This is a genomic window from Streptomyces sp. V2I9 (assembly GCF_030817475.1).
Lineage (GTDB): Bacteria > Actinomycetota > Actinomycetes > Streptomycetales > Streptomycetaceae > Streptomyces.
Window position 1 is genome coordinate 1,653,957 of sequence record NZ_JAUSZJ010000002.1, and the last position, 21,954, is coordinate 1,675,910.

General features: G+C 73.5%; 22 protein-coding genes, 1 tRNA gene and 1 pseudogene. 12 read left to right on the forward strand and 12 right to left on the reverse strand.

The annotated features are described in order from the left end of the window. Positions 1–52 precede the first annotated feature (52 nt). Entirely contained in the window at positions 53–1,204 is a 1,152-nt protein-coding gene (locus tag QFZ71_RS07375) for a serpin family protein (protein WP_307671364.1), read from the reverse strand. 61 nt (positions 1,205–1,265) lie between these two features. Here QFZ71_RS07375 and QFZ71_RS07380 point away from each other — a divergent pair, with 61 nt between their 5' ends. After that, positions 1,266–1,754, forward strand: coding sequence for a GNAT family N-acetyltransferase (locus QFZ71_RS07380; RefSeq protein WP_307667457.1), 489 nt, complete (start codon positions 1,266–1,268; stop codon positions 1,752–1,754). A gap of 54 nt (positions 1,755–1,808) precedes the next feature. Here the strand turns inward: QFZ71_RS07380 and QFZ71_RS07385 are convergent, their stop codons facing one another. After that, positions 1,809–3,902 (reverse strand): MFS transporter, encoded by a 2,094-nt coding sequence (locus QFZ71_RS07385; protein ID WP_307667458.1) that lies wholly within the window; start codon positions 3,900–3,902, stop codon positions 1,809–1,811. A 189-nt stretch (positions 3,903–4,091) separates the two neighbouring features. On the opposite strand from QFZ71_RS07385, the gene QFZ71_RS07390 reads away from it, so the two are divergent. From QFZ71_RS07390 to QFZ71_RS07410, 5 genes are all read left to right on the forward strand, one after another. Next, positions 4,092–5,306: a peptidoglycan-binding domain-containing protein gene (locus QFZ71_RS07390; protein ID WP_307667459.1), complete on the forward strand. Its 1,215-nt coding sequence runs from the start codon at positions 4,092–4,094 to the stop codon at positions 5,304–5,306. Between the two features lie 283 nt (positions 5,307–5,589). Next, positions 5,590–6,252: an HAD-IA family hydrolase gene (locus QFZ71_RS07395; protein WP_307667460.1), complete on the forward strand. Its 663-nt coding sequence runs from the start codon at positions 5,590–5,592 to the stop codon at positions 6,250–6,252. 569 nt (positions 6,253–6,821) lie between these two features. After that, complete coding sequence (locus tag QFZ71_RS07400) at positions 6,822–7,466, forward strand: HNH endonuclease family protein (protein ID WP_307667461.1); 645 nt, start codon at positions 6,822–6,824, stop codon at positions 7,464–7,466. 274 nt (positions 7,467–7,740) lie between these two features. Then, a complete protein-coding gene (locus QFZ71_RS07405; RefSeq protein WP_307667462.1) occupies positions 7,741–9,639 on the forward strand; it encodes an alkaline phosphatase D family protein in 1,899 nt (632 codons plus the stop codon). An 85-nt stretch (positions 9,640–9,724) separates the two neighbouring features. After that, entirely contained in the window at positions 9,725–10,174 is a 450-nt protein-coding gene (locus QFZ71_RS07410; protein ID WP_307667463.1) for a DoxX family protein, read from the forward strand. 273 nt (positions 10,175–10,447) lie between these two features. On the opposite strand, the gene QFZ71_RS07415 is transcribed toward QFZ71_RS07410, so the two are convergent. Further along, positions 10,448–11,095, reverse strand: a complete 648-nt coding sequence (locus tag QFZ71_RS07415; protein ID WP_307671365.1) for a superoxide dismutase family protein — start codon at positions 11,093–11,095, stop codon at positions 10,448–10,450. A 393-nt stretch (positions 11,096–11,488) separates the two neighbouring features. On the opposite strand from QFZ71_RS07415, the gene QFZ71_RS07420 reads away from it, so the two are divergent. Continuing rightward, positions 11,489–12,313, forward strand: coding sequence for a DedA family protein (locus tag QFZ71_RS07420; RefSeq protein WP_307667464.1), 825 nt, complete (start codon positions 11,489–11,491; stop codon positions 12,311–12,313). A 7-nt stretch (positions 12,314–12,320) separates the two neighbouring features. Here QFZ71_RS07420 and QFZ71_RS07425 read toward each other — a convergent pair whose 3' ends face one another. From QFZ71_RS07425 to QFZ71_RS07435, 3 genes are all read right to left on the reverse strand, one after another. Then, the gene (locus QFZ71_RS07425) at positions 12,321–12,542 is read right to left on the reverse strand and encodes a DUF2277 domain-containing protein (protein WP_307667465.1); all 222 of its coding nucleotides are present in this window, start codon (positions 12,540–12,542) and stop codon (positions 12,321–12,323) included. Positions 12,543–12,652: 110 nt separating this feature from the next. Further along, positions 12,653–13,132 carry a hypothetical protein gene (locus QFZ71_RS07430; protein WP_307667466.1) on the reverse strand — a complete coding sequence of 160 codons (480 nt, stop codon included), beginning with the start codon at positions 13,130–13,132 and terminating at the stop codon, positions 12,653–12,655. A 371-nt stretch (positions 13,133–13,503) separates the two neighbouring features. Continuing rightward, positions 13,504–13,722: a hypothetical protein gene (locus tag QFZ71_RS07435; protein ID WP_307667467.1), complete on the reverse strand. Its 219-nt coding sequence runs from the start codon at positions 13,720–13,722 to the stop codon at positions 13,504–13,506. 182 nt (positions 13,723–13,904) lie between these two features. Here QFZ71_RS07435 and QFZ71_RS07440 point away from each other — a divergent pair, with 182 nt between their 5' ends. Further along, positions 13,905–14,528, forward strand: a complete 624-nt coding sequence (locus tag QFZ71_RS07440; RefSeq protein WP_307667468.1) for a histidine phosphatase family protein — start codon at positions 13,905–13,907, stop codon at positions 14,526–14,528. A gap of 205 nt (positions 14,529–14,733) precedes the next feature. On the opposite strand, the gene QFZ71_RS07445 is transcribed toward QFZ71_RS07440, so the two are convergent. The 3 genes from QFZ71_RS07445 to QFZ71_RS07455 form a co-directional block, all read right to left on the reverse strand. Continuing rightward, positions 14,734–15,543 carry an inositol monophosphatase family protein gene (locus QFZ71_RS07445; protein WP_307667469.1) on the reverse strand — a complete coding sequence of 270 codons (810 nt, stop codon included), beginning with the start codon at positions 15,541–15,543 and terminating at the stop codon, positions 14,734–14,736. Between the two features lie 73 nt (positions 15,544–15,616). Continuing rightward, on the reverse strand, positions 15,617–16,267 hold the full coding sequence (locus QFZ71_RS07450) for a GNAT family N-acetyltransferase (protein ID WP_307667470.1): 651 nt from the start codon (positions 16,265–16,267) through the stop codon (positions 15,617–15,619). A 145-nt stretch (positions 16,268–16,412) separates the two neighbouring features. Further along, positions 16,413–16,484, reverse strand: a tRNA-Val gene (locus QFZ71_RS07455). A 229-nt stretch (positions 16,485–16,713) separates the two neighbouring features. Here QFZ71_RS07455 and QFZ71_RS07460 point away from each other — a divergent pair. Next, entirely contained in the window at positions 16,714–17,526 is an 813-nt protein-coding gene (locus QFZ71_RS07460; protein WP_373465087.1) for a DUF4097 family beta strand repeat-containing protein, read from the forward strand. 71 nt (positions 17,527–17,597) lie between these two features. Further along, positions 17,598–18,974 (forward strand): hypothetical protein, encoded by a 1,377-nt coding sequence (locus QFZ71_RS07465; RefSeq protein WP_307667471.1) that lies wholly within the window; start codon positions 17,598–17,600, stop codon positions 18,972–18,974. A 230-nt stretch (positions 18,975–19,204) separates the two neighbouring features. Here QFZ71_RS07465 and QFZ71_RS07470 read toward each other — a convergent pair whose 3' ends face one another. Continuing rightward, positions 19,205–20,176 carry a GlxA family transcriptional regulator gene (locus tag QFZ71_RS07470; protein ID WP_307667472.1) on the reverse strand — a complete coding sequence of 324 codons (972 nt, stop codon included), beginning with the start codon at positions 20,174–20,176 and terminating at the stop codon, positions 19,205–19,207. A gap of 122 nt (positions 20,177–20,298) precedes the next feature. Here QFZ71_RS07470 and QFZ71_RS07475 point away from each other — a divergent pair, with 122 nt between their 5' ends. Then, positions 20,299–20,610, forward strand: a complete 312-nt coding sequence (locus tag QFZ71_RS07475; RefSeq protein ID WP_307671636.1) for a hypothetical protein — start codon at positions 20,299–20,301, stop codon at positions 20,608–20,610. A 5-nt stretch (positions 20,611–20,615) separates the two neighbouring features. Here QFZ71_RS07475 and QFZ71_RS07480 read toward each other — a convergent pair. Next, positions 20,616–20,897, reverse strand: a pseudogene (locus QFZ71_RS07480) (transposase); the annotation flags it as partial. A 114-nt stretch (positions 20,898–21,011) separates the two neighbouring features. On the opposite strand from QFZ71_RS07480, the gene QFZ71_RS07485 reads away from it, so the two are divergent. Further along, positions 21,012–21,239 (forward strand): zinc ribbon domain-containing protein, encoded by a 228-nt coding sequence (locus QFZ71_RS07485; protein ID WP_307667473.1) that lies wholly within the window; start codon positions 21,012–21,014, stop codon positions 21,237–21,239. A gap of 29 nt (positions 21,240–21,268) precedes the next feature. On the opposite strand, the gene QFZ71_RS07490 is transcribed toward QFZ71_RS07485, so the two are convergent. Beyond that, complete coding sequence (locus QFZ71_RS07490; protein WP_307667474.1) at positions 21,269–21,928, reverse strand: O-methyltransferase; 660 nt, start codon at positions 21,926–21,928, stop codon at positions 21,269–21,271. Positions 21,929–21,954 lie beyond the last annotated feature (26 nt).

A 21,954-nucleotide genomic window follows, 5' to 3' on the forward strand; every position in this document is an offset into this window, starting at 1 on the left:
GGCGCCCCGGCCCCGCAGGCGGGCCGGCGGGACGGTGCCGCTGTTCCGGGGCTCAGGCGGTGGGCCCCGCCGGGAGGTCCGCCTGCCACGCCGTGAACAGGGGTACGTCGTCGGCTCCGGCCAGCACGACGATGCCGAAGGGCCGGTCGAAGGCGATGTGCTCCACCCGCTCCGGGCGGGGTGCGGAGCCCATGCGGGGCATGGCGACCACGGTCACGGCCGCGGCCTCCACCCCCTCCTCGGCGATCTTCAGTACGGCTTCCTGGATCACGTCCGAGATGCGGAGGGGCTCGGGGGAGAGGCCGGTGAAGTCCGCGTGGTCGGTCAGGGCCAGCCGGACGCCGAGCGCGTCCAGTTGTTCCGTGACCGGCACCCGCGTGCGCAGCGCGAGCCGCGGCAGCCGGACGGCGACCCGGTCGGTGTCCAGCGCAACGCCCTCCCTCCGGGGCGCCCAGCCCACGGGCAGTACCCGGTCCGCGCCCGCCCCCGGTTCCCCCAGGACGAAACGGACGCGGACCCCGGGGGCGCCGCCCGCCTCCGGGGCGCAGCGCAGCTCGACGACGTACGCCCCGCCGACCGTCCAGGCATCGGCGAGCGGCACGTTCCTGACCATGGTCGGCACCCGGCCGACCGCGCCCGACGCGTCGGTGAACGGCCGGTCCCGGGTCAGCCCCCCTTCGAACGGCGTTTCCCAGCGGGCCTGGAGCGCGAGCACGTTGACCAGCGCCAGGAGGGTGTCGTCCGTGATCTCGAACGGCAGCCGCTCGATCAGACCTCCGGTCGCCCCGCGCACCCAGGCGTCGACGGCCGCCGGGTCCATCGGGTCGCAGCGGACGTCCGGCAGGGACTCCCGGTACGCGCGGTGGACGGGGACCCGGCTCCAGACGCGGGTGGCCACGCCCAGCGCCCCGGTCCGGGCCACCTCACGGGCCAGCGCCGTGACGACCGGCGCCGCCTCCCGGTCCGCGGTGCCGAGGAGGGCCCGCAGTTCGGCCGCGGTGGCTCCGCGCGCACCGGCGGCCACGGCGGTCAGGGCGAGCCACAGTCCGGCGGGCGAGCAGACGAAGCCGGCGGGCGGCTCTCCGTCCGGGGCCCGGCCGGCCGCGGCGGCCATGCCGTCCCGTATCCAGCGTTCGGCGAGGTGCTGGATCGCTCCGGTCGTGGGTGCCGTGGATATCGCTCCGGTCGCGGACACGTCGGTCACTACTGCCCCCTGCACAAGAATGGCGTCGTGGTTCGGCTGCGCGGCGGCGAGAATGCCGCACATGACCTGGACCGTAACCCCTGAACGCTTCGACTCCCCCGCCGCGAGCGCCCTGCGCCGGGACTACTACGACGAGGTCGCGAGCCGCTACTGGCGGCGGCCCGCGACCGCCGAGGAGATCGCGGAGGGGCTCGACGGCGACGGGGCCGACCTGTTGATACCGCCGACCGGACAGTTCGTCGTCGGCCGGTACGGGGCCGAGGCGGCGGGCTGCGCCGGGCTGGTCCTGACGGAGGCCGCCGAGCCGGGTTCGGCGGAGCTGACGCGGGTGTACGTGCGCCAGGCGTTCCGGGGCACGGGCGGCGGCGGGGCGCTGCTGGCCGCGGTGGAGGAGGCGGCGCGGGCGTACGGCGTGCGGCTGTTGCGGCTGGACACCCGCCACGACCTGGTCGAGGCGCGCGGGCTGTACGCGAAGCACGGCTACCGGGAGGTTCCGTCGTTCCACCGCCGCAATCCGTACGCGGAACGCTGGTTCGCCAAGGAGCTGTGAGCGGACGCTGCGGGCGGGACGCGCGGTGGTGGCGGGGGCGTCCGGGTGACCGGGTCAGTCGCGTCGTTCGCGTTCTGCCTGCTCCGCGCGTTCGTCGTGGCGCAGATGGGCCTCGTGGTCGCGGGGAGGAGCCGGGGAGTGCGGGCGTTCCCCGCTCGACCCGCTGACCTCGGCGGTCAGCTCTCTGACGAGGGCCGTCAGGTCGGTGGGCCGCTCGGGGCCCCACCAGTCGCCCAGGAGTTCGGCGAGGGAGTCCTCGCGGGCCTGCGAGAGCCGGACGACGGCCTCGCCGCCCGCTTCGGTGAGGACCATCTGGAGGCCCTCCCGGCGGACCAGTCCGCGTTCCTCGATCTGCCGGGCCGCGTCGGTGACCACGTGGAGCGGTACGGGAGTGGTCTCCGCGAGGCGGGAGGGTTCGACCATGCCGTGCCGTCTGATCCGCAGCAGCAGCCAGCCGGCGGCGGGCAGCAGGTCGTACCCGGCTCGCGCGGTGATCTTCTCGTAGATCTCGCGGCGCCCCTCCCGCGTGGCGAGCACCGACAGGGCGCGGGCGCACTCGTCGTACGAGGAGCGCTCGACGGGGTTGGAGGCGAGGGTCTGGCTGGTGTCGGGGGCGGTCACGGCACCCCGGAGCCTGTCCTCGCGGAGGAACCAGGCGAGGACGAAGGCCACCAGGACGACCGGGGCGGCGTACAGGAAGACGTCCGTGATGGAGGTGGAGTACGCGCTCAGCACGGACGGCCGCAGGCCGGCGGGGAGCTGCCCGATGGCCCGTGGGTCGGCGGCCAGCCGCCCCGCGTCGACGCCCGGCGGCAGCGGCTGCCCGGCGAGCGCGTCCGTCAGCCGGCCGGTCAGCCGGTTGGTGAAGACGGTCCCGAAGACGGCCACACCGAACGCGGCGCCGATGGACCGGAAGAACGTCGCGCCGGAGGTGGCGACCCCCAGGTCCTGGTAGGAGACGGCGTTCTGGGCGGCCAGCACGAGCACCTGCATGACCAGGCCGAGGCCGGCGCCGAAGACGAAGAAGTAGACGCTCATCAGCCAGGTGGAGCTGTTCTCGTCGAGGCGGTGGAGCAGCAGCAGACCGACGGCGGTGAGGGCGGTGCCGACGACCGGGAAGACCTTCCAGCGTCCGGTCCGGCTGACGATCTGGCCGGAACCGGTCGACGTGATCAGCAGGCCGAACACCATCGGCAGCATGTGCACGCCGGACATCGTCGGGGTGATGTCGTGGACCACCTGGAGGAAGGTCGGCAGGTAGGTCATGGCGCCGAACATGGCGAAGCCGATGACGAAGCTGATCACGGCGACGAGCGTGAAGGTCCTGATCCGGAACAGCTTCAGCGGGAGTACGGGTTCGACCGCGCGCCGTTCGACGGCGATGAAGGCCACGAGCAGGACGGCGGCGAGGACGGCGAGACCGATGATCTGCGGGGAGCCCCAGGCCCAGGTCGTACCGCCGAGGGAGGCGGCGAGGACCAGGCTGGTGGCGACGGCCGCGATGAGGAAGGTGCCGAGGTAGTCGATGACGTGCTTCTCGCGGCGGGCCGGGATGTCCAGGAAGGCCGCGATGACGACGAGGGCGACGACGCCGATCGGCAGGTTGATGTAGAAGACCCAGCGCCAGCTGAGGTGCTCGGTGAAGATGCCGCCGAGGAGCGGCCCCAGGACGCTGGTCACGCCGAAGACCGCGCCGAAGAGTCCTTGGTACCTGCCGCGTTCGCGCGGGGTGACGAGGTCGCCGACGATCGCCATCGACAGCACCATGAGCCCGCCGCCGCCGAGCCCTTGGAGGGCCCGGAAGCCGATGAGCTGGGGCATGTTCTGGGCGACGCCGCAGAGCGCCGAGCCGATCAGGAAGATCACGATCGCGGTCTGGAAGAGCTTCTTGCGGCCGTACTGGTCGCCGAGCTTGCCCCAGAGCGGGGTGGCCGCGGTGGCGGCCAGCAGATAGGCGGTCACCACCCAGGACAGATGGTCGAGCCCGCCCAGCTCGCTGACGATCGTCGGGAGCGCCGTGGAGACGATGGTCTGATCGAGTGCCGCGAGCAGCATGCCGAGGAGCAGTGCTCCGATCGCCACGAGGACCCCCCGGCGGGACTGTCCCTCACCGGGGGCCGGAGGCGGCGGGCTCAGCTGCTGGGCCATGGGCGTCGTCTCCTCGATCCGCTGGATGCACCGATCCGCTACACACCCATCCTGAACGTTTCGCCCTGTTATGGCCTGCCGAGGGTGGATCGCGCCCCGTCCCTCACCCCGCGATACCCCCGGTGGGCCGTTGGGCTTCCCCGGAGCGGGCTGCATAATCGCAGGCAGTTCAAGGGGAGGGGACCCACGATGACCGGACACGCATGCCCGGAGTGCGGAAGACGGACGGCCGGGGAGCCCGGCACGGAGCACCGGATGCCGTGCCGGTGCGGGACGGACGCGGGTCCGGCCCGGCCCACGCGGGACGAGCAGCGCGCGGCCCATGAGGACCACCGCGCGGCGCGCACGGCGGAGATCGCGGCGGCCGAGGACTTCGACCCGCTGCGCATCCGCCCGTACGTCACCCTGACGGACGCCGGCACGAACTCCGAGGAATCCGGGGCGTTCGGTTCCGCTGAAGCTGCCGCCGGGGCGTACGGGGACGGCGGGGGCTACGGAGTCGCCGGGGCTCACGGGGCCTCCGGGGTGACCGAGCCGTACGGGGGCGCCGAGGGCCACGGGACCCCCAGCCCCTTCGCGGCGTACGAGGCATTCGGGGCATACGGCCCCGGCTCGCCGGAGCCGGGCGGCGGTGAGCCGGCATCCCCCCTGGACGCGCCGGGAGCGGCGACGACCATGCCGCTGCACCTGACGGGCGGCCCGGACCGGGGTGCGAGCGCCGGCCCGGCCTCCGTCTCCGGCCCCGACCCCGTACAGCCGCGCCGCAGACGCCCCTTCGTCGCCCTCGCGGCGGGTGCGGCGGTGGCGGCGGTGGTCGGTACGGCGGCCTTCGCCGGCGGGCTGTTCGGCGGTGCCGACGACAGCGCGGACGAGGCGCTGCCGGAGATCACCACGAGCGCGCCGGACACCGGCGACGAGCCGGCCGCGTCGGTCGCCCCGTCCCCGTCCGGTACGGCCGCTCCGTCCCGGACGCCGCCCGCGTCGGCCACCCCCTCCGCCTCGCCCTCGGCCTCCGCCTCCCCGACACAGAGCAAGAAGCCCACGCCGGCCGCCTCGGCCTCCGCCTCCGTGCCACCGGGGGCGAGCGCGTCCCCCGCCCCGGACGGCGGCCCCCCGGCCCGGACCCCGACGGCCGAGCCGCCGCCCGCGGCGATCGCCGGCGCGACACTGCGCCCTGGCGACCAGGGACCGCAGGTCGCCGAGTTGCAGAACCGGCTCCGGGAGATCGGGCCATGGCTCTACTCGGGACCGTCCGACGGGAACTACACCGACCGCGTGGCGTACTCCGTGGCGTTCTACCAGTCGTACATGGATGTCCAGGGCGACCCGACGGGCGTCTACGGCCCGAACACCCGGCGCCTGCTGGAAGGGCAGACCAGCGGACACGGGCGCGGCAGCCACTGAACCCGCTCCCCGATCCCCTCGCTCCCCGCCCTCGCACCGGGCTCGGGGCGGGGGGATTGGCATTCCGGCCCCGGTTTTTGTATCGTGATGGAACAAAGTAGCTCCCGCCCGCACTCCCTGACCGGCGGGCGGGGGTTGCTCTGTCACCGCACGGCGTACCGCACACCTCGCCCCAGAGGCGCGGTCCTCCGTACGCCCCCCACCACCACAGCCCGCGCACCTCCGCGACGTACCGCGACACCTCGGGCTCGATCGCACCCCTCCCCGCGTTCTGGAGCAGCCGATGCCGGCCACCGTCCTCACCGCTCACGCCCTCCTGCTCGACATGGACGGCACCCTCGTGAACTCGGACGCGGTGGTGGAGCGCTGCTGGCGGCGCTGGGCGGTCGACCACGGGCTGGACCCGGAGGAGGCGCTCACCGTGGTGCACGGCCGCCAGGGGTACGCCACGATGGCCGTCCTGCTCCCGGACCGGCCGATGGAGGAGAACTACGCGGACAACCGGGTGATGCTCGCCCGGGAGACGGCCGACGTCGAGGGCGTCGTACCGATCGGCGGGGCGGCCGCGTTCATGACCGCGATCGCCGGCCTTCCGCACGCGCTGGTGACCTCCGCCGACTCCGCGCTCGCGTCGGCCCGGATGGGCGCCGCCGCCCTGCCGATGCCCGCCGTCCGCGTCACCGCCGAGCAGGTCTCCGCCAGCAAGCCGGACCCCGAGGGCTTCCTGAAGGGCGCGGCGGAACTGGGCTTCGGCGCGGCGGAGTGCGTCGTGTTCGAGGACTCCGAGGCTGGCATCGCGGCGGGCCGGGCGGCGGGCATGCGCGTCGTGGGCGTCGGCCCGCGCGCCGCGTCCCTCGCTCCGGACGCCCACGTGGAGGACCTGACGCAGGTACGCGTGGAGGCGGCCGAGGACGGCACGATCCGCCTGCACATCGACGAGCGGTAACCCGCCGCACCAGCCGCGAGCCCCTGCCCCGGACCACCGGGCCAGGGGCTTTTTCGTACGTCCGGCTCCACCGGGGCGAACAGCCGCACCGCACCCGCCTCCACGGATGCGCCGCCACCGGGCGGTCCGCCCACGGACGCCGAGCACCGCCTGCACCCCTGCCCACGAACGCCGGGCCACCGCCTGCACCTTGCCCACGAACGTCCCCGGGCGGAGCGACCGGACCCGACCCGGCCGGGACCGATCGAGGCCGGGCCGCAACGCGCCCGACGCCCCGCTCCGCACGGCCCCCGGCGGCCACTGGACTCCACCGGCACACCCGAGGGGGCGCGAACCGGTGCGGCGAGCGCCCCACCGACCGTCAGAATCGGCCGAAAGAAGGCCCGATGACGGTTTCGCGCGCCCAAACGATTCATCACTCCCCTCGCACACCCCTTGATGTGATGTGCACATGTCGCCACCCTGTTACCTGACGCCCACCCCACAGAAACCTGGCGTCGCCACGATGGCCGGGCTCGTCCGATCGTCCGATCGCCCGTCCACGCACCCCCCACATCAAGGGAGTTCGCATGTCCGGAATCTACGCGCGTCGCCTCTCCGTCGTCTCCGCCACCGCCGCACTCGCCGCCGTCTCGGCCCTGTTCACCGCCCCGAGCGCCCAGGCCGCCATGCCCACCCCGGTCAGCGCGGCGACCGCCCGTACCTACCTCGGCCAGCTCCCCGTGGGCGCGGAGGGCTCGTCCACCGGCTACAGCCGTGACAAGTTCCCGCACTGGATCACCCAGTCGGGGGCGTGCAACACCCGCGAGGTCGTGCTCAAGCGCGACGGCACCAACGTCCAGCAGGACTCCTCCTGTGCTGCGGTCAGCGGCAGTTGGTACTCCCCCTACGACGGCGCGACCTGGAGGGCGGCGTCCGACGTGGACATCGACCACATGGTTCCGCTGGCCGAGGCCTGGCGCTCCGGCGCGAGCAGCTGGACCACCGCCCAGCGCCAGGCGTTCGCCAACGACCTGACCCGCCCTCAGCTCATCGCGGTCACGGACAACGTGAACCAGGCGAAGGGCGACCAGGACCCGGCCGAGTGGATGCCGCCGAGCTCCTCGTACAAGTGCACCTATGTCCGCGCCTGGGTCCACGTCAAGAAGCAGTACAACCTGAGCGTGGACTCCGCCGAGAAGAGCGCCCTGCAGTCGGCCCTGAACGGCTGCTGACCGGCCCACCGTGAAGCGCGGTGCGCGGTCCCGTCCGACCGCGCACCTCCGCCGGCCCCGCCGCTCCGCCGACCGCGCACCTCCGCCGGCCCCGCCGCTCCGCCGACCGCGCGCCTCGGCTGCCCTCTCCCCTCCGAGGGCAGCGAGGCCACCGCCCGCCGGGTACCGCTGCCGGACACCGTCCGCAGCCGTCCCCGCCGGGACCCGTGCGCCCTCCCCTCGCGTTCTGTACGTTACGGAGCCCATCCGTGACGGCATCGCGAGGAGACACCACATGGCCGGGCTGCGCCTGGGACCACTGCTGCGGTACGTCGACTGGGAGTCCGGGTCCACCGCGACCGTATGGGTCGAAGCGAGCCGCCCGTGCACCGTGGAGGTCCGGTGCGCGGACGGCGCATCGGGCGCGTCGCCCACCTTCTCGGTCGCCGGTCACCACTACGCCCTGGTGGTGGTGACGGGCCTGACCCCCGGCTCCACCACGGCGTACGAGGTACTGCTCGGCTCCCGACGCGTCTGGCCGCCCGAGGACTCCCGCCTCCCCCCGAGCACCATCACCACGCCGCCCGCGGCGCGACCCGCGCCCGCTGCGGAGCACTCGGCCGGGAGCGACGCGTCCGGGGCGGCCGGCGACCCGGCGGCCCCGAGCGGTGTCCGTGCGACAGGCGGACCGACGGGCCCGGCCCGCGACCCGGCGGCGGACGGTCCGGGCGGCGTCCGGGTCTCGTTCGGGTCGTGCCGCTGGGCGGCGGCCCCCGCCGGTGGGCACGACCCCGTGGGACCGGACGCCCTGGTCACCCTCGCCGCCCGCCTCGCGGCGGACCCGGCGGCCGAACGGCCCGACGTCCTGCTGCTCCTCGGCGACCAGGTGTACGCGGACGAGACCTCCGCGGCGACCCGGCGCAGGCTTGCCGCCCGCCGGGACCTCGGTGAGCCGCCGGGCACGGAGATCGCGGACTACGAGGAGTACTCCTACCTCTACGACGAATCGTGGCGCGACCCCGAGGTCCGCTGGCTGCTCTCCACGGTCCCCAGCTGCATGATCTTCGACGACCACGACGTGATCGACGACTGGAACACCAGCGCCGCCTGGCAGCGGGACATGCGCGCCACCCCCTGGTGGCACGAGCGGATCGTCAGCGGCCTGATGTCGTACTGGGTCCACCAGCACCTGGGCAATCTCTCCCCCGCCGAACTGGCCGCCGACCCCGTGTACGCGGCCGTCAGGGCGGTGCCGGACGGCACCGAGGCGCTGCGCCGCTTCGCCGCCGGGACCGACGCGGACCCCACCCTCACCCGGTGGAGCTACCGACGTGCTTTCGGCCGAGTACGGCTGGTGATGGTCGACACCCGCGCGGCCCGCGTCCTGGCCGAGGGGCAGCGGGCGATGCTCGATCCCGAGGAGGCCGCCTGGCTGCGGGAAGCGGTCCTGGACGACCCCGCTTCGTATGACCATCTGCTCATCGGCAGCTCTCTGCCGTGGCTGCTGCCCCCGCTCATCCATGACGTGGAGCGCTGGAACGCCGCACTGTGCGCGGGCGTACGCGGGTCACGCTGGGCGCGCTTCGGCGAGAAGCTGCGCCGCGCCGCCGACCTGGAGCATTGGGCAGCCTTCCCGGAATCCTTCGACCGCTTCACGGAGTTGCTCCAGGAGGCCGGGAGCGGCCCGGACGCCCCGGCGACGGTGTGCGTCCTCTCGGGCGACGTGCACCACGCCTACATCACCGAGCCCCGATGGCCGAGGACCCGACCGGGACCCGATTCCGGCAGCTCCCCCGCGTCCGCCTCCGGCATCGACCCCCGCACCGATGCCGGCATCGCCGCCGGCAACGCCCCCGCCGCTCGCGTCCTCCAGTTGACCTGCTCCCCCGTGCACAACTCGGTTCCCCGGTCGATCCGGGCGGGCTTCCGTTTCGGCTGGAGCCGGGCGGGCCGGTGGATCGGGCGGGTGCTGACCCGCCACGGCCGTACGGGCGCGCCACCGGTGATCTGGGGCAGGACGGGCGGCCCCTGGTTCGGCAACCAGCTCATGACCCTGACCTTGCATGGCCGGAATTCTGCGCTGACATTGGTACAGGCCACAGCGACCCCTCAGGGAGCGCAGCTCGAAGCGGTTCTTGAGTGTTCACTCACCGCCGAGGGTGAGGCGATTTCCAGCCACTCGACAGAATGTTGAAGTTGCAAGCACTGCCCGGGTCTGCCTAATCTCGGGCTCCCGGCCGGTTCCCGTCCCCCCCTACGAGCGAAGGAGCACACCCCCCATGCTCATCCGCTTGAACCACGCCCAGCCCTACGTCCTCAGCCTCTTCCGCTTCGTCATCGGCCTGTTGTTCGCCATCCACGGCGCCGCCAAGCTCTTCGGGGTGTTCGGCGGCAACCAGGCGGAGACCGGCGCATGGCCCGGCTGGTACGCCGCCGTGATCCAGCTGGTCTGCGGCTCCCTGGTCGCCCTCGGCCTCGGCACCCGCGCCGCGGCCTTCCTCGCCTCGGGCTCGATGGCCTACGCGTACTTCATGGTGCACCAGCCCGAGGCGCTCCTGCCGATCGAGAACGGCGGCGAGCCGTCGGCGCTGTTCTGCTGGGCGTTCCTGCTGTTCGTCTTCACCGGACCGGGAGCGGTCGCCCTGGACCGCTTCTTCGGCTCGCGGAGCACGGCGGCCGGGACCGGTGCAGCCTCTCGCCGCGACCGGGCCCCGGCCGTCTCCGTCTGACCGGCCGCCCGGCGGACCGGACGCCCGGACCACCCGAACGTGCGCGGCAACCCGCGCCCCGCGCCGCAGAGGTACGGGGTGCGGGAATCCGCCGTACACCGCCTCGTCGCGGGCATACGCCGTTCCCCGGATGCGGCGGCCAGGGGAACGGCCGTCCGCCATCGGCGGCACGGGCACGGGCAACCCGGCAGTGTCGGTCCGGGTGCCTCGGCCCGGCAGCGTCAGTCCGGCCGCGGCCGGCAGGTCACCCGTGGCCGGGGCGGGGTGGTCCGGTCACGCCCGCTCCCGTGGCCCGAACGGAACCGTGAAGCAGGCCGCCCGCTCCCCCGCGCCGCCCTGGCGGTCATGGATGATCACCGACCGGGCTCCGCCCTCCCGGAACCCCCAGGCGTGCCGGGCCTCCGCGTACCCGTCGCCGTCCTCGTCCGCCCGGAAGTCGAGCCACACCTCGTTGACCGGGTCGGCGCTCGCCGCCGGGCGGTGCTGGTAGTGGGGCCCCGCGGCGGCGGGATCGGCACCGCACGGCGAGGTGTGCACGTGCATCCCGTAGGCGTGGCCCGGTGGGAGCCCCTGGAGCCGGGCTTCGACCCGCGTGCCGGACGGGTCCGTGAACTCCGTGATCTCCACGCGCGCACCCGCCGGCACCAGCCGGGTGTCGTACGTCAACGCGTCGGACGGCACGAAGGAGCCGGGCGGCGAGAACACCCCCGCGGCCCGCATCCAGGAACTCCCGCCGGCGGCGACGCTGTCATCCCTGCGGCTCGGATCTCCCCCGCCGCCGGACCCCTGCGCCGGGACCACCACCGCGGGAGCACTGGGCGTGCCGTGCGCGCCGTGCGCCCCTGACGCTCCGTCGTCCGCTCCGTGGGCGACGGAGACACAGCCGGCCAGCGTCAACAGGGCTACCGCGCCCGCCAGCACGCCCGCCCCCCGGAAGACCCCCGCTCCCGGTACCCGGCGAACTTCATCGCCCACGGTCCGTGAGCCCCGAATTCCCGCGGCTCGGGAGTCCGCCGGGACCTGTCCACGGGAGCCGCGCCCCGGCCCGGCCGCCTCCCTCCGTCCGGAAGTCGGGTGCGCCGGGCCGCTTCCCGTGCATACCATCCAAGCCGTCATACGCTGCTCCTCGTCCGTGCCGGATCGTTCTCCCCGCCTAACGGGAACACGGCCGCAAGGTGTACGTGACCTGTACAACACCACCCGCCCTCAGCAGTGGTCGAGTGATCCTCACGCGTACGCTGTAAAGCTGAACCTGCCGCCCCTGCCGCTCCCCTGCGACGTCGCGGCGTTGACACGATCGGGGAGTAGTAGACGGTGCTAGAGAGTGTGGGCGCGCTGACCAGCAGCCCATGGATCTACGCGGTGGTCGCCCTCTCCGTTCTCCTGGACGTCTTCCTGCCCCTGCTGCCCAGCGGTGTCCTCGTCATCACGGCTGCCACGGCGGCCGCGGCGGGCTCCACCACGGTGAGCGGCGCCGATGGAGGAACCGGCGGTCAGGTCCCCTCGCTCGTCGTCCTCATCCTGTGCGCGGCCACCGCCTCGGTGCTCGGCGATCTCGTCGCGTACCGGCTCGCCTGGCGCGGAGGGGACCGGCTGGACCGGGCCATCGCCCGCTCCCGTCGCCTCACCACCGCGCAGGAACGTCTCGGCGCGGCGCTGAGCCGGGGTGGCGGAGCCCTGGTGATCATCGCCCGGTTCGCACCGGCGGGCCGCTCGGTGGTCTCGCTCGGCGCGGGCGCCGCCCACCGCAGGAAGCGGGACTTCCTGCCGTGGTCCGCACTGGCGGGACTGGCCTGGGCGGGCTACAGCGTGGGGCTCGGCTATTTCGGCGGCCGGTGGCTGGGTTCGACGTGGTTCGGCACGGCCGTTTCGGTGCTGGCCCTGTTCGCGGCGGGCGCGCTGGCCGCGTTCATGGTGAAGGGCCGCCCGACGGCGGGGTCCGCGCCGGAGGTGGCCACGGCGGCCGACCCGACGCCCGGAGACGCGGACATCCCGGCGCCCGGTCCCCGTGCCGCCCCCGTACAGCAGACGCCGGTCTCCGCCCCGGCCGCAGCGCTGACGTCACCGCCGTTCGTCTCCGTACCGGCGCCCGCGCCGTTCCCGAGCGCCGCACCCCTGAGCAAGCCGTCCACCCCCTGAGGGGGCCTCAGTCCCGCGCCGCGCCCCGTACCACCAGCCCGTCGAGCAGCTTCATCGTGGCGGCGGTGATCTCGTCGACGGCCTGGTCGAAGACCGCCCGGTTGTGCGCGGCGGGCGCGCGGAACCCGGAGACCTTGCGTACGTACTGGAGGGCGGCGGCCCGCATGTCCTCCTCGGTGGCCTCTGTGGGGAGGACGGGCGGGCGGAGGGTCTTGATGCTGCGGCACATGTCTCCAGTGTGGACCGCCCCACTGACAAGCGACACCGGTCCCCCGCGGTGCGGACGCGGCCGCACCGGAGTGTCGGCGCGGCCGCGTCCGCATCGCGGGGGACGCCGTCTCAGCCGGTCCGCCCGAGATCGTCCGGGCCCGACCGGTCGGTGCACAGGGCCCAGATGACGAAGACGTCGATCGCGATGGTCACGATGGCCCAGACAGGGGTGTACGGGAGCCACATGAAGTTGGCGACGATGTTCAGGGAGGCGAGCACGACACCCGCCGTGCGGGCCCAGGCCGCGCCCTTCAGGATGCCCACGCCCACGAGCACGAGGATCACGCCGAGAACGAGGTGGATCCAGCCCCACGAGGTCACGTCGAACTTGAACACGTAGTCGTTGATCCGCGTGTAGACCTCGTTCGAGGCGACGCCCGTGATGCCCTTCAGTACCCCGAGGACTCCGTCCACGAGGAGCAGGATCCCGGCGAAGATCGTTCCGCCGGACGCCCACGCGCTGCCGGAGCCTCCGCCGGGAGCCGGTTGCGCAGGGCGCGAGGCACCTGGTGTGGGGGTGTCCGGTGTGGGTGCGTCGAACTGCGACATGAGAACTCCCTTCAGGGTGTGCTGACCGTCACGACGTGTCCTTGGGTGTCGCCGGTGCGGCCTCCCCCCTCCACGCGGTCGGCCACGGAGCCGACGGGCCGCACGATCCATCGCGCGAGGCACGGGAGAACGGTGACGACGGCGTGCAGCACGTGGTCGACGGGGTGGCTGCGGCGATGTCCGCGTACCGGCACCACCCGGCTCGCGGAGTGCGACTCCACCCGCAGGCCGGGGCCGCCCGGTGGCTCACGATCCGTTCGGGGATCACCGTGTGCTGTGCCGCGTCGGGAGCCTCGTCCCCGGCCGCGCCGTCGCCGGGCGGCGGGGCGGCCGAAGCGCTCTCGCGTACGGTGCGACGACGCTTCACGGGATCACCCCCAGGTGTCGAGGTCGCCGCCGCGCCATTCGATCAGGCCGGGCCGGTCGAGCTCGACGGCGTCGTCGGGCCCCGGAGCGAAGCCGGCGGCCCGCAACAGCGCGGCCATCTCACCCCGCCCGTGCGCCAGGCCCACGATCCGCCCGTGCACGGTGACCCGCCGCCCTCCGGTCGAGGTGGGCGGGTGCACGATCACGGGCGGGTGCTTCGCCATGCCTCCACGGTGCCCCGCGCGCTGCCCCCGCGCATCCGGAGGGCCGGGGAGCGGCGAGCCGGAGGCCGGAGGGCCGGAGAACGGCGGGCGATGAGGCCGGCCGGGGAACCGGCCCTCACGGGCCGGCGTCCCGACAGATATTCCTACGATCGATCATGAACGGCCCCACGGAGGACCCACCCATGACGCCCACCGCCGCCCGCTACCTGTATCTCACCCGGCACGGCCAGGCGTCCGCGGACGAGAGCACACTGACCGACGCGGGCCGCCGCCAGGCCGCCCTGCTCGGAGAACGTCTTCGCGGAGCCCCGATCACGGCGATCCACCACCGTCCGCTGCCGCGCGCCGAGGAGACGGCGCGACTGGTCGGCGAGCACCTGCCCGGAGCTCCTCTGCTGCGGTCCGAACCGGCCGGGGACTACATCCCGTACCTGCCGCGCCGTGAGGAGTTGCCGGCGGAGTCGGCCGACGGGACGCTCGCCCGGTTGGACGGATTTCCGGCAGCCGAGCGTGAGCAGGGTCCCGGACTGGCGCAGGAGGCTCTCGCGCGGTTCACGGGAACGGTCGAGGGCGACGAACCCCGCCACGAACTCCTCGTCACCCACAACTTCCTCGTCGGCTGGCTCGTCCGGGACGCGCTGGAAGCCCCCGCCCACCGCTGGCTGGGCCTCAACCACACCAACGCCGGTCTGACGGTCATCCGTTACGCACCGGGCCGCCCGCCGGCCCTGCTGCTGTACAACGACACCGGCCACCTGCCGGCCGAACTCCGCTGGACCGGCTTCCCGCCCGAACTGCACGTCTGACCGACGCCGCGACGGGTGAGACGTACGCACACGAGGAGGGGGCCCGACCCGGCAGCGCCGAACGACGAGTCGGACCGGCGACGTACGCGCGCGGGAACGGCCACGCCCGACCGCGCTCCCACAGGAGCGGGCACACGGGAGCGGGCACCTGCGGCCGGCCGGGAACGGGGGCGGGCGACGTACGCGCACGGAATCGGGGGCCGCCTCAGCGGCGCCCCCCGCCGCCCCCGATCATCGACATGAGCAACCGGTGGGTCCCGGCGTCCGCTGCCGCGACGATTCCCCGCCCACCTGCCCCGACCGGAGCACCGTCGACCCCGGTGACGACGCAGCCGGCGGCCCGGCACAGGGCGATCCCGGCGGCGAAGTGCACGCTCGCGCCGAGGTCGCCGCCGTCGGTGACGTAGGCGGCCCGCCGGCCGGCCGCGACCCAGGCCAGCGCGAGCGAGGTGGAGACGACGCGCGGGCGGAAGTGGCCGACGAACCGGGGATGGGCGAGCAGATCGACCGCCCGGAAGCCGGGCGCGCTCGGGAACGGCGGATCGAGGTTCACGTCCACCAGCCGGGAATCGCCGGCCGGCGTCGCGGGCGCCTCGTACCCCGCACCGGTCCGGACCCACGCCGCCTCTCCGTCGGTGAGGAAGACATCACCGCCGAACGGGTCGGCCACGGCGGCCGGACCGCCGCGCAGCGCCACGTTGACGGCCACCAGGGGCGAGCCGACGGCATAGTTGAGCGTCCCGCAGAGCGGGTCCACCAGCCACTCCCGCGCCACCCCGACCGCGCCGCGCCGGCCGCCCTCCTCGCCGTGCACGGCGTCGCCGGGCCGGGCGGCGCGGATGACGTCGAGAACCGCCTCCTCGGCCGCCACATCGACGTCGGTGGCGAAGTCCCCGCCCCCCTTGTCGATGCGGGAGTGGCGTTGCCGGTACCGGGCGCGCACGACCTCCGCCCCGGCCAGCACGGCGGCAGCCGCCACCTCGGTGTCCGACACGTGTGCGGCTGGTTCGATCATGGCGAGCAGAGTAGCCGCAGGCCGTTGCAGCCGTGCGGGGGAGCCGGAACGCCCCCGCCTCGCGTGGGAGTCGTCACGCCGGACGGCCGGGAAGGAGCAGCGCCTCCGACCCGACCGGCCGGAACCCGGCGGCCTGGAACGCCCGGATGCTGCGCGCGTTACCGGCGGCCTGCTGCGACCAGAGCGGCTCGCCCGGCGGTACCAGGTGCCGTGCGGCGGTGGCCAGCGCCCGGCCGAGCCCCCGGTGCCGGGCGTCCTCGTCCACCTCGACGGCCACCTCCCAACGCCCCGCCACCCCGCGCCCGAGCACCAGCACCGCGCCATCGGCCTCCCACACCCTGACCCCGTCCCGACGCCGGCGGGCACTCAGCACCCGTGGGTGCACCGGGTCGGTGACCTCCCGCAACTCCAGTTCCGGCGCTCCGGGCAGCGAGGTGGCCACGGTCAGGAGGTCGATGGTGTCGGTGACCCGCCCGGTGCGGTCGAGGAACGCGGTCAGGAAACGCGGATGCATGGTCGCGGCCAGCGCATCGCACTCCGCGTCGGCCAGCAGCGCGAGGACCCACTCGGGGTCCTCGTCGGTGAACACGACGGAGTGCGCGGTGAAGGCGATGACCCCGGTGTCCCGCCCGTTCGGCGCCCCGACCACGGTCGTCCGCCCATCGGCCTCGGGAAACCGCCCACAGGCGGCCTCCTCCAGGATCTCCGCCAGCGTCTGCCCCATGAAGTTCCCCCATGCGCCGTGTCGTTCTTCGGTCCACCGGATTGTCGCCTGGCTGCGGACCACACGACAGGGAGGGCAGGGGAGACGCTCGGCGAAGGAACGACGAGGGCCCCCGACCATGATCGGCCGGGGGCCCTCGTACCGGTGGGCGCGGACGGTTTCGAACCGCCGACATCTGCTTTGTAAGAGCAGCGCTCTACCCCTGAGCTACGCACCCGTGGATGAGGCAACAGCGTACATGGACCGGGGCCGCTGCTCATAAACCGTTCCAGGTGGGGCCTGCGGTGGGCGCGGGGAAGCGGGCCTCCGGGGAGGGGGGTTAACCCCACCCCGAGACGGTAGCGGGCCGGATCCCGGCGGGGGCCGGTGGTGCATACGGTTGTGGGGCACCGGCAGGAACGTCCGGTGGCGCTGTCCGGCACTACGCAACTGGGGGACCGATCACCGTGGACATCTTGACGAGCGCACCGACCCGCATGCCTTCCGGGGCGCGCCTCGGGGGCGTCGGGCGGGTCCTCGCTCTCGGGGGCGGGGTGGCGTTGCTGGCGCTGGCTCTCACCGGATGCGGGAGCACGGACGTGGACGGGGCCCCGGTCGAGCGCAAGTCGTTCGCTCTGGAAGGGAAGACGCTGACCATCGACGCCGAGAACGGCGTCGTGGACCTCGTGGCGGCCGATGTGAAGCAGGTCGAGGTGGAGCGGCAGTTCGACGGGTGGGTGATGCTCGGCAGCGGGCCCGACGCCGTCTGGAAGATGGAGGGCGACACCCTCACACTCCGCGTGAAGTGCGACGGCTTCGTCAACAACTGCGACTCCCGGCACCGGGTGAAGGTGCCCCGCGGTGTCGCGGTGACCACCGCCACCGACAACGGCACGGTCACCGCCGCCGGCTTCGACAGCGCCCTGGATCTCTCGTCCGACAACGGGAAGATCAACGTCCGGGACGTGAGCGGCACCCTCAAGCTGAAAAGCGACAACGGCGAGATCCGCGCCGAGCGGATAACCGGTCCCTCCGTGACGGCCCGTGCCGACAACGGGGAGATCCGGCTCGGCTTCACCTCCGTGCCCGAGCTCGTGGACACGGTGAGCGACAACGGGGGTATCACCATCGATCTGCCGCCGGGCGAGCGGACGTACGCGGTGGACGCCTCCGCCGACAACGGGGACGTCTCGATCGATGTGCCGCGGGGCGACGACAGCACCCATGTGGTGAAGGCGCGCAGCGACAACGGCCGGATCACGGTGCGAAGCGCGAACTGACCGACCCGTGTGTTCGTCCTTACCTGGTGGGACAATGTACCGGGCAGGGCGAAGCGGCACGGGAGAGGGATGTGACGGCGACCAACGCGCGGCCGAGGACAGGAGCGGGTGCGAGGGCGGGCGTCGGGGGCGGCCGGGACGTGCTGATGTCGGTGTTGCTGCCCCTGCCCCTCCTGGTCGCGGCGTTGCCCGCCGCCTTCACCGGTGGCGGTACGCGCCGGTGGTTCGGCGGGCGCGGGGAGAGCCGGCGGGCCGAGGCGCAGGCCGCGAGGGATGCGGCCGCCGAGGCGTTCTACGAGCTGGACACGGCCCAGCGCGATCTCAAGATCTCCATCGAGACCATCAACGCCGTGGACAGTTCGCCTCGCGGCCGTAAGGCCGCCGAGGACTTCGACGCGCTCGGCCGGCGCATCGACGAGGTCAGCCACGCCTACATCACGGCCGTCGACAGCCACGACCTGGACCGGGACGACCTGGAACCCGCCGTCGCCGCCAAGGCCCGCACCGAGCTGAACCGGGCCAAGGGCGACCTCGTGCGGGTCAAGGGCGAGCTGGACCGTTTCGCCCAGGGGCTCGGGCCGCTGCTGGGCAGCGCGGAGACCCAGCTCGCCCGGCTGGCCCCCGCCGTGGAGCGGGCCCGGCAGGCGCTCCTCGGGGCGAGCAACGCCCTCGACGCGGTACGGGCCGAGGGCCTGCGGGCGGACGATCTGGCGGCGCGGCTCGCCGCGCTCGCCCCCGAACTGACCAAACTGAACCAGGGCGCGGGACAGCACGGCGTCCCGGAGACTCTGCGGCGGGCCGACGTGGTGCTGCGCGATGCGGAGGCCGTGCGCGCCGAGGCGGAGCGGCTGCCCGAGCGGGCCGCCGAGATCGACCGGCGGCTGGTGTCGCTGCGGACCCGGGCCCAGGCGCTGACGACGCGGGCCGGCTCGGTGGAGCCGGTGCTCAGCGAGTTGCGGCGGCGTTTCTCGGCCGCCTGCTGGCAGGACCTCCAGCCGGTCCCGGAGCAGGCCGCGGTGAACGTACGGCAGGCGGAGGACAAGCTCGCGGAGGCGGCGACGGCACGCGAGGAGCAGCGGTGGGCGGACGCCACGTCCCGGCTGTCCACGGTCCGCGCCCTGCTCAACGCGACGGACGAGGCGGTGTCCGCCGCCGGGGACCGGTTGCAGCAGCTGAACGCCGTGGCGAAGGACCCGCAGCAGGAGATCGAGCGGACCCGGTTCGCGGTGCGGGACGCCCAGCGTCTCGCCATGGCCGGCCGGCACACGCCCGACCCCCGGCACGCCCGGCCGCTCGACGATTCCGTCGCCCGGCTGGAGCGGGCCGTCGCCGGGCTCGAAGGGCGGCACCCCGACTACTGGCACTTCCTGACCGAGACCGAGGCTGTGCGGCAGACCGCCGCCCGCGTCGTCTCCGACATCCGCGAGGAGCGCGGCGGGGGCGCCTGAGCCCCTGCACGAGCGCCTGGACCCCGGCCCGGCGCTCCGCCCGGCACGAGCTCCTGGCCCCCGGTCCGGCGCCATGCCCGGCGCGGGTGCCCGAGTCCGTGCCCGGCCCGAGCCCCCGAGCCCCGGCCCGGCGCTGGTGCCCGAGGTTATGTCCGGCCCGGGCGCCCGAGCCCGGCCCGGCGCGAAAGCATGAGCCGGCTCGGGCCGGTCCGTCCGCGCACGTGACCTCGCTAGGGCCTGTCCGGCGGATCATGTCTGGGACGGCTGTTCTTGGTGCGCTGGAAGGTGCGCCGATAGGTGGTAGGGGTTGTCTGGGCTTCGCGGGCCAGGTGGTTGCGGAGGTTCGTCGCGGTTCCCAGGCCGGCCTGGTGGGCGACCTCGTCGACGCTGAGATCGGTGGTTTCCAGGAGGCGTCGTGCCTGTTGGAGGCGCTGCGAGTTGAGCCAGCGCAGGGGTGTGGTGCCGGTTTCCGCGGTGAAGCGGCGGGCGAAGCTGCGGGGAGATAGCGAGGCGCGGCGGGCCAGGTCGGCCACTGTCAACGGATGGTCGAGGTGCTGGAGGGCCCAGGCACACACGTTTGCCATGCCGGTGCTGTCGACGGGCAGGGGCCGGGAGATGTACTGCGCCTGGTTGCCTTCGCGGTGGGCAGGCACCACGAGTCGGCGGGCGAGTTCGGCTGCCTCGTCCGCGCCCAGGTCCTCGCGGACCAGGTGGAGGCACAGGTCAATGCCTGCGGAGAATCCGGCACTGGTCAGGACCGGTGTGGCGTCGATGTACAAGGGCGCGGGGTCGACCTCGACCGCAGGATAGCGGCGGCTGAGGTCGGGGGCGTCCAGCCAGTGAGTGGTTGCGCGGCGTCCGTCGAGGAGGCCGGAAGCCGCCAGCGCGAAGGCGCCTGTGCACACCGAGACAAGGCGGGCGCCGCGGGCAGCGGCGGCCTGCAGGGCTTCGGCCACAGGTGGTACGGGCGGGTCGTGCGGTTCGTAGCCGGGCACGATGATCGTGTCGGCCTCGGCCAGGGCATCGAGTCCGCGGGGAGCAATGAGGTCGAAGCCGGTGGACGTGGTCACCGGTCCGGCTTCGGTGGCACACAGGCTGAACCGGTAGAGGCCGGGGGCCCCCGGGGCCCCGAAGACCTGCACGGGAATGGCGAGGTCGAAAGCGACAACTCCGGGAAGGGCCAGGGCGACGACGTGGTGCATGGCAGAAATCTTACGGCCCGCGTCATTTCTGCCTATCGCGGTGTCTGCGCGCCTCTCGCACGATGGATGGACCGCCGAATGCCCCCGAGCCCCACTCAGGGTCGTGACCAGGGAGACCTCTGATGCGTTTCATCGATGCCGCCTCATTCACCGCCGAACGCACCTGGGGTGCCCTCGATCTGGTCGCCGTGGACGACGCGACGGTGCGGCTGCACTGGGCCGACCAGCCGTACAGGTGGCACGTCAACGACGGTCCCGAAGTGTTCGTCGTCCTGGACGGGGCAGTGGACATGCACTATCGCGTGGACGGCATCGAGCAGGTCGAGCGCCTGACGCCGGGCCGGGTGTGCTGTGTCGAACCAGGAGACGCCCACGTTGCCCACCCGGCGCCGCAGGCGCGCATCCTCGTCGTCGAAAGGCGCGGAAGCGTCTGACTGCCCCACCGGGTTAAGCCGGGCAGATCAGCAGAGCCAGAGCCGGATCCCGCGAAGATCCTGTCCCATGTACCGTCCGCCGACCAGCGTCTGTGCCGCTCATATGCGGTCCTCCAGGGCCCGAAACGCGCAGGCGGATCACGCCAGGGCACTCCCGTGCGCTGCCGGTACAGGAGTCCGTTGATGATCCTGCGATGGCTCGCCCAACGGCCACCCCGCTCGCCGGACTTCGGCAGACGCAGCTTCAGCCGGGCCCCCTCGATGTTCGTCACGTCTCTCCGCCCCATGAACCCGTCGACGAGCCGAGCCGAGCCGGGAGCGAGGAGGTCACATGATCCGCCGGACAGACCCTGGGCAGAGGGGGCGTGGTCACCGGGGAGCGATGGCTCTAGCCTGTGCCCATGCCTCGTTACGAATTCCGGTGCCGCACCTGCGGAGACACGTTCGAAGTCAGCCGTCCCATGGCCCGGTCCTCGGACCCGGCCTCCTGCCCCGCGGGCCACGACGACACCGTCAAGCTGCTCTCCGCCGTCGCCGTGGGCGGTGCGGCCGGGTCCGCCCCCGCCCCCTCCGGCGGTGGTGCGGGTGGTGGCGGAGGCGGGTGCTGCGGAGGCGGTTGCTGCGGCTGACCTCGGGGGTCACCCCCTGCGGGGGCTCGTCACCTCTTGCGGGACAGCGTCAGGCCGTCCGAGACCGTCAGCATGACGCTGTCCATCCGCGTGTCCGCTTTCACGTGCTCGTTGAATTCCTGGATCGCCGCGGCCGGGCCCGTCGCCTCCGGGTCCGTGACCCCGCCGTGGAAGAGCACGTTGTCCGTGGCGATGACCCCGCCCTGCCGCATCCGGGGCACCAGCTCCTCCCAGTACGCGATGTAGCCGCCCTTGTCCGCGTCCAGGTAGGCGAAGTCGATGTGCGGCTCGGCGGGCAGCGCGCGCAGGGTGTCGAGGGCCGGGGCGATCCGCAGGTCGATCCGGTCCGCGACACCCGCCCTCTCCCAGGCGTCCCGGCCGTACGCCGTCCACTCCTCCGAGATGTCGCAGGCGATCAGCGTGCCGTCGGCGGGCAGCGCCTGAGCCATCGCCAGGGCGCTGAACCCGGTGAACGTGCCGACTTCCACCACGTGCCGTGCGCCGACCAGCCGGACCAGGAAGGCGAGCAGCGGGGCCTGCTCCTGGGCCGACTGCATGCCCGCGTGGTCGGGGAACCGTGCGTACGTGGTCTCCACCAGCTCCCGCTGGACCGGGTCCAGCGGCGGGTTGTGGGCCAGCATGTACGCGTACAGCTCGGCGGTGATCGTGGTGTCGTTGCCCTTGGTCATGCGCCCAGCCTTCCCTACGTCGCGCG

Bases quoted from the DNA above. Each gene is read 5' to 3' on its own strand.
- QFZ71_RS07385 (WP_307667458.1), bottom strand. From the start codon at position 3,902: ATGGCCCAGCAGCTGAGCCCGCCGCCTCCGGCCCCCGGTGAGGGACAG.
- QFZ71_RS07380 (WP_307667457.1), top strand. From the start codon at position 1,266: ATGACCTGGACCGTAACCCCTGAACGCTTCGACTCCCCCGCCGCGAGC.
- QFZ71_RS07490 (WP_307667474.1), bottom strand. From the start codon at position 21,928: ATGACCAAGGGCAACGACACCACGATCACCGCCGAGCTGTACGCGTAC.
- QFZ71_RS07430 (WP_307667466.1), bottom strand. From the start codon at position 13,132: ATGTCGCAGTTCGACGCACCCACACCGGACACCCCCACACCAGGTGCC.
- QFZ71_RS07435 (WP_307667467.1), bottom strand. From the start codon at position 13,722: ATGGCGAAGCACCCGCCCGTGATCGTGCACCCGCCCACCTCGACCGGA.
- QFZ71_RS07450 (WP_307667470.1), bottom strand. From the start codon at position 16,267: ATGGGGCAGACGCTGGCGGAGATCCTGGAGGAGGCCGCCTGTGGGCGG.
- QFZ71_RS07400 (WP_307667461.1), top strand. From the start codon at position 6,822: ATGTCCGGAATCTACGCGCGTCGCCTCTCCGTCGTCTCCGCCACCGCC.
- QFZ71_RS07445 (WP_307667469.1), bottom strand. From the start codon at position 15,543: ATGATCGAACCAGCCGCACACGTGTCGGACACCGAGGTGGCGGCTGCC.
- QFZ71_RS07425 (WP_307667465.1), bottom strand. From the start codon at position 12,542: ATGTGCCGCAGCATCAAGACCCTCCGCCCGCCCGTCCTCCCCACAGAG.
- QFZ71_RS07440 (WP_307667468.1), top strand. From the start codon at position 13,905: ATGACGCCCACCGCCGCCCGCTACCTGTATCTCACCCGGCACGGCCAG.
- QFZ71_RS07475 (WP_307671636.1), top strand. From the start codon at position 20,299: ATGCGTTTCATCGATGCCGCCTCATTCACCGCCGAACGCACCTGGGGT.
- QFZ71_RS07395 (WP_307667460.1), top strand. From the start codon at position 5,590: ATGCCGGCCACCGTCCTCACCGCTCACGCCCTCCTGCTCGACATGGAC.
- QFZ71_RS07485 (WP_307667473.1), top strand. From the start codon at position 21,012: ATGCCTCGTTACGAATTCCGGTGCCGCACCTGCGGAGACACGTTCGAA.
- QFZ71_RS07405 (WP_307667462.1), top strand. From the start codon at position 7,741: ATGGCCGGGCTGCGCCTGGGACCACTGCTGCGGTACGTCGACTGGGAG.
- QFZ71_RS07410 (WP_307667463.1), top strand. From the start codon at position 9,725: ATGCTCATCCGCTTGAACCACGCCCAGCCCTACGTCCTCAGCCTCTTC.
- QFZ71_RS07470 (WP_307667472.1), bottom strand. From the start codon at position 20,176: ATGCACCACGTCGTCGCCCTGGCCCTTCCCGGAGTTGTCGCTTTCGAC.
- QFZ71_RS07390 (WP_307667459.1), top strand. From the start codon at position 4,092: ATGACCGGACACGCATGCCCGGAGTGCGGAAGACGGACGGCCGGGGAG.